Source organism: Phytoactinopolyspora endophytica (genome assembly GCF_004138495.1).
Classification (GTDB): domain Bacteria; phylum Actinomycetota; class Actinomycetes; order Jiangellales; family Jiangellaceae; genus Phytoactinopolyspora; species Phytoactinopolyspora endophytica.
Genome location: NZ_ML142857.1, coordinates 1 through 9,802 on the forward strand (window position 1 = coordinate 1; position 9,802 = coordinate 9,802).

At 64.7% G+C, this 9,802-nt stretch carries 15 protein-coding genes; 12 read left to right on the top strand and 3 right to left on the bottom strand.

Features of this window, described 5'->3' with window-relative positions:
- The first annotated feature begins 218 nt into the window (after positions 1–218).
- From ELR45_RS17885 to ELR45_RS17895, 4 genes are all read left to right on the top strand, one after another.
- Positions 219–578: a hypothetical protein gene (locus ELR45_RS17885; RefSeq protein ID WP_129667611.1), complete on the top strand. Its 360-nt coding sequence runs from the start codon at positions 219–221 to the stop codon at positions 576–578.
- A gap of 63 nt (positions 579–641) precedes the next feature.
- The gene (locus tag ELR45_RS35410; RefSeq protein WP_165367878.1) at positions 642–809 is read left to right on the top strand and encodes a hypothetical protein; all 168 of its coding nucleotides are present in this window, start codon (positions 642–644) and stop codon (positions 807–809) included.
- Positions 809–1,108: a hypothetical protein gene (locus ELR45_RS17890; protein ID WP_129667612.1), complete on the top strand. Its 300-nt coding sequence runs from the start codon at positions 809–811 to the stop codon at positions 1,106–1,108. Before ELR45_RS35410 ends, ELR45_RS17890 begins: the two co-directional genes overlap by 1 nt.
- A 193-nt stretch (positions 1,109–1,301) precedes the next feature.
- Positions 1,302–1,484, top strand: coding sequence for a hypothetical protein (locus tag ELR45_RS17895; protein WP_129667613.1), 183 nt, complete (start codon positions 1,302–1,304; stop codon positions 1,482–1,484).
- Positions 1,485–1,614: 130 nt separating this feature from the next.
- Here the strand turns inward: ELR45_RS17895 and ELR45_RS17900 are convergent, their stop codons facing one another.
- Positions 1,615–1,983 carry a hypothetical protein gene (locus ELR45_RS17900; RefSeq protein WP_129667614.1) on the bottom strand — a complete coding sequence of 123 codons (369 nt, stop codon included), beginning with the start codon at positions 1,981–1,983 and terminating at the stop codon, positions 1,615–1,617.
- Positions 1,984–2,287: 304 nt separating this feature from the next.
- On the opposite strand from ELR45_RS17900, the gene ELR45_RS17905 reads away from it, so the two are divergent.
- The 5 genes from ELR45_RS17905 (at position 2,288) to ELR45_RS17920 (ending at position 5,666) form a co-directional block, all read left to right on the top strand.
- Positions 2,288–2,641 carry a hypothetical protein gene (locus tag ELR45_RS17905; RefSeq protein ID WP_165367880.1) on the top strand — a complete coding sequence of 118 codons (354 nt, stop codon included), beginning with the start codon at positions 2,288–2,290 and terminating at the stop codon, positions 2,639–2,641.
- A gap of 113 nt (positions 2,642–2,754) precedes the next feature.
- Positions 2,755–3,923 (top strand): IS3 family transposase gene (locus ELR45_RS17910; RefSeq protein ID WP_129667616.1). Its coding sequence is split into 2 segments (ribosomal slippage): positions 2,755–3,039 and positions 3,042–3,923, totalling 1,167 coding nucleotides; the frame shifts between segments, so codons are not numbered across the junction.
- Positions 3,924–4,195: 272 nt separating this feature from the next.
- The gene (locus ELR45_RS41025) at positions 4,196–4,453 is read left to right on the top strand and encodes a hypothetical protein (RefSeq protein WP_240759837.1); all 258 of its coding nucleotides are present in this window, start codon (positions 4,196–4,198) and stop codon (positions 4,451–4,453) included.
- Complete coding sequence (locus tag ELR45_RS17915) at positions 4,450–4,785, top strand: Uma2 family endonuclease (RefSeq protein WP_240759838.1); 336 nt, start codon at positions 4,450–4,452, stop codon at positions 4,783–4,785. The genes ELR45_RS41025 and ELR45_RS17915 overlap by 4 nt, the downstream gene beginning before the upstream one ends.
- Before the next feature lie 179 nt (positions 4,786–4,964).
- On the top strand, positions 4,965–5,666 hold the full coding sequence (locus tag ELR45_RS17920; RefSeq protein ID WP_205856805.1) for a hypothetical protein: 702 nt from the start codon (positions 4,965–4,967) through the stop codon (positions 5,664–5,666).
- Here the strand turns inward: ELR45_RS17920 and ELR45_RS17925 are convergent.
- The gene (locus ELR45_RS17925; protein ID WP_129667618.1) at positions 5,600–7,153 is read right to left on the bottom strand and encodes an MFS transporter; all 1,554 of its coding nucleotides are present in this window, start codon (positions 7,151–7,153) and stop codon (positions 5,600–5,602) included. The genes ELR45_RS17920 and ELR45_RS17925 overlap by 67 nt on opposite strands.
- A 114-nt stretch (positions 7,154–7,267) precedes the next feature.
- On the opposite strand from ELR45_RS17925, the gene ELR45_RS17930 reads away from it, so the two are divergent.
- Positions 7,268–7,675, top strand: a complete 408-nt coding sequence (locus tag ELR45_RS17930; RefSeq protein WP_129667619.1) for a winged helix-turn-helix transcriptional regulator — start codon at positions 7,268–7,270, stop codon at positions 7,673–7,675.
- 11 nt (positions 7,676–7,686) lie between these two features.
- On the opposite strand, the gene ELR45_RS17935 is transcribed toward ELR45_RS17930, so the two are convergent.
- Entirely contained in the window at positions 7,687–8,241 is a 555-nt protein-coding gene (locus tag ELR45_RS17935) for a TetR/AcrR family transcriptional regulator (protein WP_129667620.1), read from the bottom strand.
- A 115-nt stretch (positions 8,242–8,356) separates the two neighbouring features.
- Here ELR45_RS17935 and ELR45_RS17940 point away from each other — a divergent pair, with 115 nt between their 5' ends.
- Positions 8,357–9,502, top strand: coding sequence for an FAD-dependent oxidoreductase (locus ELR45_RS17940; RefSeq protein WP_129667621.1), 1,146 nt, complete (start codon positions 8,357–8,359; stop codon positions 9,500–9,502).
- Between the two features lie 42 nt (positions 9,503–9,544).
- On the top strand, positions 9,545–9,802 hold a 258-nt coding region (locus ELR45_RS35415; protein WP_165367881.1), incomplete at its 3' end, for a hypothetical protein.

Here is a 9,802-nt window from a genome sequence, read left to right on the forward strand (position 1 = left end):
TTCCGCAACCTGACGAACTACATCGCCAGATCACTACTCGAGACTGGCGGCTTCCGACCCCAACTACACCCTCGATTGTGAAGAGCCGCCATTCGTCGGCCGTACGCTGTGCCGCCGTTAACGGCGTTCGGATGTCGGATGACTACGGTCCCGTCCTGTCAGTAAGCGCTGCGACCATTGCTCAACGGCCGCGTCACGCGTTAGAGACAACATCCTCGATGTGCGAGGCGAACTGCTGGCGCTTCGTGATGCCCGGGAACTCCGCCTGGTCGATCACGTGGCTTCTGGAAAGCGTGGCCTCCTGCGATCTCCTCACCAGCGAGCCGCGCTCGCAGCCTCACGCCGCTCAGGACGTCGGGGACGACTCGGGCTTCGGTGTAAGCGACATCGGCGGCTTCTTCGTAGGCCTCGGCGAAAGCGCACTGGAAAACGTTCAAGGCCTAAACGCCACCAACAACTGCATCAACCGCGACTACCAGACCTGCCACCAGATCGGAGCCGGCGCCGCCGCCGATTACCCCAGCTTGCTGCCAACGCCACCGGCGCAAGCTCCGCGGACGATGTGGTGCGCAGTCTAACGATCTCTGAGCAGCGAGCAGTCCGCTCTCTGCAGAGGCAACTTGATTCCCACATGGAGAAAGTTGAACGCCTACAGGGCGAACCCCGATGCTTTTGACAACCAGGGACTGCTTGCCCGCTCACCGACCCCGGAGATCCGGCAGTGGATCATTGACGGAAGAATCCGACACCTGAAGACCGAGATCCATGGCTTCCAAAACCAGATCGACAAACTCCTCGGGGGTGGCTGATGACCGAACCGATCCTTATCCCGGTCGAGACGCTTCGACGTGCTGCCCAAGTACTACTTGAGCACGTAGCACGCTACGAAGGCGAAGTCGTCGCGATAGACAAGGACTACTACTGGTCGATCGCTCCTGAGCAGCTCTATGACGTCTTCAACGAGCCTTCTGGCCTAACTATCGGCCAGCTCACGGAGTGCCTGGAGAACCTTGACGCAATCGTCGCCGATCCGACGCGAGCGACCTCCCACGCCTTGACTTGGCTGGCTGATCTGACACGGGCGATTGGCCACGCGGTGGTCACATGAAGGTGACCTTCGCGGCGCGGGTTCAGATTGGGTGAGCTGCCATGAGAGCCACGGTTCGACCGGGTGGCCGAGCACACGAGCATGGACGACACCGGGGAGACCTCAACCACCGAGTACACCTACGACTCGTTAGACCGGACCGCGTCGCGTACGACGCTCGTGGCGCGGGGAGGAGACGGCCGAGGTCACGTATTTGGGTCTGTCCGGTGAGGTGCTCAACGAAGAGTTCGCCGGGCAGTTACGGAATTCGTACAAGTACTCGCCGTGGAGCAAGCGTCTGTCGCAGGTGATGTTCAACGCGGACGCCGATCCGGTGCTGGCCTTGATACGAGCAGTCGAACGTGCGATCAAGTCCCGCCCCTGCGGCGCAGTTTGACCCCGCAACCTTGCGCCGCGACCTCAACCCTTTCAACCGAATGGGATACGTGTGGTCGAGGTCTGGCCCAGCGACCGACAAGCCTGCGCTGTTCTTCCATGGAGCGTTGACGTAGCCATCGGATTCGGCCCTATTCGAGAACGATGTCAATAGCCGACGCTTCGCTTTCGAGGTCCGCGAAGAGCCGGATCGGGTAAATTCCAGCTGCGAGCTCCAGATCGGCCGTGGTGGCCGCGAGAGCATCGGAGGCACGCAGCACGCCACTGGGGAGTTCGATACTCCCCTCGAAGATCAGGATTCCTGAAGCTTCGTGGCCATCGTCAGCCCACAGGCGTACGGAGACCCCACCTTCGTCGGCATGGCGGACGCGTACAACCATCGCGCTTGGTGCTGCAGTTACCTGTTCGCCTGGTGAGCTCCACTCCGGGATCAACTCGCTCGAGCCGGAGTCCGTCATGAGAAGTACCCCCCACGGAAACTCGGCACCTAGTTCAGCCATCAGCATGCATGTCACCTCCGCTTGTCGCAGCTCGAAGACTACAAGCAAACCGTTCATCGGACAGACCCAATTGGCCAGACGACATCACCGGGCGTGCGCTCGAGGTGGCTATACCTGGCACGGTAACGTATGACGAAGGAGTAGCGCTGTCTAGGGCCCTTAGCTACGGCATGGACGCCGGAGTCGATGTAAGGTACGTGATTGTCAGATGACTGGACATGCGACGGTGCACGCCCGGAATGGCAGGCTGTACGTAACTAGTTCATCTAGAACTACAGCAGGTTTCTACGTCCTAAATGGGTGGATGGAAACAATAGAAGACAGTGCTGATGAGCAAGCGATTGGAAGTTTAGTGAACGCTGCGCTCAATGCATCTGAACAAGACGTACCGTTGCCGCCACGTAGAGGGATGCCCCCAGAGTGGCAAAAGCTTCTTGAGATGGCGGGCGTCCGGTCACAGCGAGAATTCGCCGATGGCCTAAAGGGTGTTTCTATAAGACAGATGGAGCCAGACGGTGAAATGAAGGTTACCCCGCAGAAGAATCGCGGTCCGAAAGAAGGTCTGGGGTCCCTTGGCGATAAGGCCGTGGTTGTCAGTGACGTGGACTACGAGGCAGTCGGCCGCGCTGTGAAGGAGGCCCTCAAACGTGCCATTTGATCCACATGCGGCAAACACAACGTGCAACCAGCAGGCGGTAGGCGGGTCTGCTGCACGGATAGGTGACATCTGAGTTGGCTTGCCCGTGAGGGCGGGTCTGGAAGGATGTCGTTGTGCCCAAGCCTTATTCGAGCGAGTTCCGTGATGACGTGGTGCGCGTTGCGCGGAGCCGCGAGCCCGGAGTGACGATCGAGCAGATCGCCCGTGACTTCGGTGTTCATCCAATGACGTTGCAGAAGTGGCTGCGACGTGCCGAGGTCGAGGACGGTGTCAAGCCCGGCCAGACGCACGGTGAGTCCGAGGAGCTTCGCGAGCTGCGCAAGCGGAACCGGCTGCTGGAGCAGGAGAACGAGGTGCTGCGGCGGGCGGCGGCGTATCTATCGCAGGCGAACCTGCCGTCAAAAGGCTCTACCCGCTCGTGAGAGAGCTCGCTGTCGACGGGGTGCCCGTGACGGTGACGTGCCGGGTGCTCAAGCTCGCTCGCCAGCCTTACTACCGGTGGCTGCAGGACCCGGTCACCGATAGCGAGATCGTCGAGGAGTATCGCGCGAACGCGCTGTTCGACGCTCACCGCGACGACCTCGAGTTCGGGCATCGGCTCCTGGCTGATGAGGCCCACGACGCCGGGGAGGTGATGGCCGAACGCACCGCGTGGCGGATCTGTTCGCACAACGGCTGGTTCAGCGCGTTCGGAAAGAAGAAGGCCCGCGGCAAAGCGAAGAAGGCCGGATCCCCGGTCCATGACGACCTCGTCGGGCGCGACTTCACCGCCGACGGCCCAAACCAGCTTTGGCTGACCGACATCACCGAGCACAAGACCGCGGAGGGCAAACTTTATCTGTGTGCCATCAAAGACGTGTTCTCGGGCCGGATCATCGGGTACTCCATCGACTCCCGGATGAAGTCGAAACTGGCCGTCAACGCGCTCAACAACGCCGTCGCGATGCGTGGCGACGTCGCCGGCTGCGTGGTCCACAGCGATCGCGGATCCCAGTTCCGGTCCCGGAAGTTCCTGCGTGCCCTGGCCCGACACCGCATGGTCGGATCGATGGGCAGGGTCGGCGCCGCGGGAGACAACGCGGCCATGGAGAGCTTCTTCTCGCTGTTGCAGAACAACGTCCTCAACCGGCGCTCCTGGGCCACCCGTGAACAGTTGCGCATCGCGGTCGTGACCTGGATCGAGCGAACCTACCACCGCCGACGACGCCAACCCCGCCTCCGACGTTTGACCCCCATCGAGTTCGAGACCATCATGAACACGCCAGCCGACCTGGCAGCGTGACTAGGAACAGTCACCTATCCGTGCAGCAGACCCGCCGACGGAGACGCGGCTGCACAGGACCGGACAGCAAGGCTGTGTTCGGTGATCTGGCCGGTTAAGTGCCTACCGACTAAGCGGAGGGACCCGAGATCCGCATTTCCACAACCAGGTCGACAAGCCTGTATGCCACATGCGTCGGTAGCGGTGTCGACACTCCCGAACGCAGAAGTAAGCCGGGCGCCCACAACGCTAGTCTGATCAGCGCAGGGAACGTCTAGGACGGGGAACTGCTGGTGAGCGTCGCATTTGACCATTCATACGGCCCTTACACGATCTACGACCTGGACACCATGCCTGAGGAGGGCAAAGGCTATGAACTCGCGGATGGGTGGTTGATCCCATTGTCGCCGAGCCCTCGCCACAACATGGCCGCAGACATTCTCCGCAGCGTTCTCCGGGACGCCGCTCGCGCCACGAGCGCTCCGGTCTACGTCCAAGCCCTTATGGATGTATCAACACCCGCCGGCGTGCGGAACCGGACATCGCCGTGATCGATCGTGAGGCAGCACGCACCACACATGAGCAGAATGCTCGCATGTTCTACGGGCGTGCCGTACTCCTCGTTGCCCAGGTGGTATCTCGTCGGAGCGGCAGCGAACAGGTCGACCGTGTCGACAAGCTGATCGACTACGCTGACGCTGGCGTTGATCATTACTGGATCATCGACCTGGAGCCACGCCCGATCGTCCAGCTCCACGTCCTAGAAAGTGCTGCCTATTGGCTCGATGCAACGGTCCACGCGAGTCACAGGGTCGAGGTCGACAAGCCCTTCGGAATCTCTTTCGATCCCGCGAAGCTGCTGGACCCATACAGAAGCTTGTAGGCACCAGACTGCTGTATCCCCCGATCAGGGGCGAGGTGTACGTTCCTCGCCACGTCGGTCGCAGGGCGGCCCGGGATGTCCGGTCCGTCCGATCTGCGGGGCAAAAAGGACTAGCACGTTCGGCGATAACGGACCAAACTGGAGACAAGAGCCCGTTGAGCCTGTGGGGGTGCACCTACATGTCCGGCCTCACCGAACTACCCGGACTGCTTCCAGTCCTGTCACGAGGCAAGCACCGTCGTCCACGCAAGGGCGCGTGTTTCATGGAGTTCGCTTCGTATCTTGCCGGCGAACGTTGGAGCGACCATCCCAGCTGCACACATCCGCTGCTGGCGTCGATGGCCCGGCAAGTGAACGACGTCGTCTCCGATGACTACCGCCCGCGGCTGGCCGAGCTGGTACCGACCGTGATCGGGGTGAACGACGACGACCCGCATCTGGACGCCATCATCGCCCGCCGAGCTGCCGCGACCGCACTGCCGGTAGCCGCCGCCTGGCGGCAGCGAGTGCTCGCCGTCGCGCTGTTGTCCGCGGAGCGGGTGCTCGCCGAGCTCGATGGTCGCCCGGCGGAGAGCACCAGCGAGCTGGCCAAACAGGCGCTCGCCCAAGCGCCGGACGCCGCGCGCTGGGCGCGCTCCTTCAGCCTGGGCGCGGCCCCCACCCCGAACAGTTTCCGACGGCACGCCGGGCCGACGGCGGTCCGTTGCTCCGTCGAAGGCATCGCCCAAGCGTGCGTCCCAGGCACGGACCGGATGCTGCACGATCTGATGGCTCAGACCATAGAGGACTGCCGGGAGTGGAGCGACCTGCGCGTTCACCGGACACCGGACGCGGCGCTGTGGGAGGAAGCCTGCAAGCTGACCGGCGTCTCGTCGAGCTGACCGACGTCGAGTGAGGCGCCGTCAGAACGTTCCGCCTCGCCAGTCGTTTCCGGCTGGCCGGCCATCGGCGGCCGCCGGCGTGAACGTGCACCGGTCCGAGGGACAGCGAGCGCGACGACGGCGCCCGCGACCGTGATGAGGGCGGCCGCCCAGCCGGCCGTGCGCAGACCGTCGAGCGTTGCAGTGCCTGCCTCCGGTCCAGCGGCGCTGCTCGCATTGCCGATGGCGACCAGGACGGCCAGGCCCATCGCGCCGCCGATCTGCTGGGCGGTCGAGGTCATCGCCGATGCCACGCCTTGTTCCTGGTCACGCACATCAGATCCGGCCACTGCGAACACCGCTGGATAGGCGGTCCCCGCAAACAACCCGAACAGCGCCAGACCGGGCAGCAGGGTCCAGTAGGAGCCCTGCGCCGACATCCCGGCCACGAGGGCCGCGATCGAGCCGGCGATCCCGAGCAGACCGACGAACAGTGCTCGACCCGTGCCCCATCGACCCAGCAATCTGGGCAGCAACAGCCACGATCCGGCCATCGCCAGCACGCTCTGCGGGAGGAAGCCCAGCCCGGCCGCGAGCGCCTCGTATCCGTGGACATCCTGGAGGTACGTCGTATACAGGTAGTGGACACCGGCGACCGGCCCCATCAGCACGAATATGAGGCCGACCGCCGCGACCAGGCTTCGGTTGCGCAGCATCCGCAGGGGCATCAGCGGAGCCTTGGTCCTGCTCTCGATCAGCAGGAAGACACCGAGCATGGCGACACCCGTCACCGCGGTAGCAACCGTGGTCGACGATCCCCAGCCTGCCTCGGGCCCGTTGACCAGGGCGAAGACGACCAGGAGCGAGCCAGCGGTAGCCGCAGCAGCACCCGGAATGTCGAATCCCACGGGTCCGTCACCGGACCGTGTGTCCGGCGCCAGCACTTTCAGGGCGGCCGCCGCAGCGATCACGGTCAGCGGGATAATGACGGCGAACACCGAGGCCCAGCCGAGTGTGCTAGTCAGCACACCACCAGCCGAGCCGCCCGCCAACGCCCCGGAGGCGCCGGCCATGCCCCAGATCGCGAGTGCCCGGTTTCGCTCAGCTCCCGCGCTGAACCGGGTGTTCACGAGCGCCAGCGTCGCCGGGAACAGCAGCGCCGCCCCGACGCCCTGACCTGCCCGGGCGAACACCAGGAGGCCGGGTTCAGTGGCCAGCGCCCCGGCCACGGAGGCCACCCCGAACCAGACCGCGCCCGCGACGAACACCCGCCGGGCACCGATGCGATCGACCAGCCTCCCGCCGAGCAGCAAGAACCCGCCGAACCCCAGCGCGTAGGAACTGACCACCCACTGCAGCGACGATGCCGTGAAGCCGAGCTCCCTGCCGATCTCCGGCAGTGCGATGTAGACGATGTTGAAGTCGACGGAGACGATGAAATGAGCCAGCGCCAGCAGCGCCAAGGCAAGACCGGTCCGCCGGGTCCGGCCGGTTTCAGACGTGTGCATCCTGTCCTCGTTCCTAGAGGGACGTTCCCCTGGTCTCAGTTGTTTCCTAAGGAGATGTTTTGTTACTGAGACCATGGTGTGTGACTATTACGCCCAGCGGAAGGAGGCACTTTAATGTCCCAGCGGAACACCGATGTGACCACCCAGGCCATCCAGGAACAGGCGTGCCCGATCGTCGAGGTTCTCGACCACGTGGCGGGCAAATGGAGCATCGGAATCATCGTCGCGGCAGCCGACGGCCCCATCCGTTTCACGGAACTCGAGCGCGCCGTCAACGGCATCAGCCGTCGGATGCTCACTCTGACGCTGCGCAAACTGGAGCGCGACGGGCTCCTCGTCCGCACGGTCTACCCGACGGTGCCACCCAAGGTCGAGTATTCGCTGACGGACATGGCGCGGGAACTGCACGCCTCGCTGCTGACCCTGACCTCATGGGCAGAGCGTCACCGGGGCGACATCATGGCAGCCCGCGCCGTGTACGACCAAGGGCACGAGACCGAGCCGGCCGTCGCCGCGACCTGAAACGACGGCCGCTACGCCGCCTCTTCGGTGAGGTAGCGCTGGAGCGTGGGGCCGAGCCATTCGACCACCTCGTCCCTGCTCATCTCCGCAATCGACGGCAGACGCAAGATGTATCGGCACAAGGCCAAGCCAAGAATCTGGGACGCCGCCAGCCCAGCTCTGCGAGCCGCCGACGACGCATCGCCGTCCAGCTCCACAGCCACGGGCCACAACTGCCGGGCGAAGATGCTGCGCATTCGCTCAGCCGCGTCGTCGTTGGTCACACCGGAACGCAACAGCACCATGAGCGCCTCGTCCTCCTCCCACCGATCCAGGAAGTGCTCGACGAGAAGCCGCCCCACCTGCTCTCGCGGTAGATCCGCCAGTGCCGGAAGTTTGAGGTCGAAGTCCGACGCGGCGGTGAAGAGCCGCTCCTTGTTGCCGAAGTAACGCATCACCATCGACGCGTCGATCCGGGCGTCGGCCGCGATGCCGCGGATGGTGGTGCGCTCATACCCCTCCCGCGCGAAACGCTCCCGCGCGGCCGCCAGGATGATCGCCTTCGTCTCGTCCGATGTCCTTCGCATGCTGACCACGCTACATCAACGCTTGTTGGCCTACAACTGTTGACATCGCGCTGGCATGCGTCTACATTGATGCCAACAAACGTTGACCAACAAGCGTTGGCAAAGGAGGAGTCAGATGCTTTCCACCACCACGGACGTCCTCGTCATAGGTGCCGGCCCCACCGGCCTGACGTTGGCGCTCTCCCTCGCCCAAAGCGGTCACGATGTGACCGTCGTCGACAACCAGGCCGCTGGGGACAACACCTCCCGGGCCGCCGTCGTTCATGCCCACACACTCGAAGCATTGAAAGCCTCCGGCGTCGCCGACCGGCTCGCGGCGCAGGGCATCCACGCACCGCGATTCACCATCCGCGACCGCGACCGGGTGCTCGTTCCGGTCCCGTTCGACGACCTTCCCACCAGCTACCCGTACACCCTGATGGTCTCCCAAGCCGCTACCGAGGCGGTCCTGTTGGAACGGCTCACCGAGTTGGGCGGCCGGGTCCTGCGTCCCTACACCCTCGCCGAGCTCGACCAGGACGACGACGGGGTCACGGCCACGTTCGCGGGTGGTGAGCAGATCCGCGCGGCCTACGTCGTCGGCGCCGACGGCATGCACAGCACAGTGCGCGAACAGGCCGGCATCCAGTTCAGCGGAGCCACCTACGGCGAGTCCTTCACGCTGGCGGACGTCAAGCTGGCCGGAGGGGCGCCGGACGACGAGGTCATCCTGTACTTCTCGACCGCCGGCATGGTCGTCGTCGCTCCACTGCCCGGCGGAGTGCACCGGATCGTCGCCACCGTCGACGAGGCGCCACACGACCCGGATACCGCATTCGTCCAGACGCTGCTCGACGCCCGTGGCCCGAAAGCCGAGCGCGCCGAGGTCCGCGAGGTGATCTGGGGTTCCCGGTTCCGTGTCCACCACCGGGTGGCCGACACCTACCGCGACCGGCGAATCCTGCTCGCGGGCGACGCCGCCCACGTGCACAGCCCGGCCGGTGGACAGGGCATGAACGCCGGCATCACCGACGCCGTCGCCCTCGGCGAGACCCTCGGCCGAGTTCTGGCCGGCGAGTCTGCCGACACCCTCGACGGCTACACCGCCACACGCCGGCCCGTGGCCCTCCAGGTCGTCGGACTGGCCGACCGGCTCACCCGGCTTGCCACGGCCGGTCACGCCCTGCGCCCGCTCCGCAACGTCGTCCTCGGGCTGCTCGGACGGATCCCCGTATTCCGCCACCGGCTGGCGATGCGGCTCTCCGGGCTCGTCTACGGCTGACCTGGCGACTCAACAACGTCATCACATCAGGAGGAGAACGCCATGCGGATCGTCAACAAGCACCTCAACCCCTCGCCGGCTCGTCTGCTCCCGCCGAGCACCACCGGCTACCTGCTGCTCGCCGCCGAGATCGACCGGCGTCCCATGTTCCTACCCCCGAGTGCCGCCAAGAGCAGGCTCATCCACGACGCAAAGCGGCTGGCGGAGGAGATCGAGACGAACGACGTCGTCGTACGTGCCACCGTGTTCCGTGGATTCGCCAACCTGGCCTTCGGGCGGAACCACCGCCTGGTCCGTCGA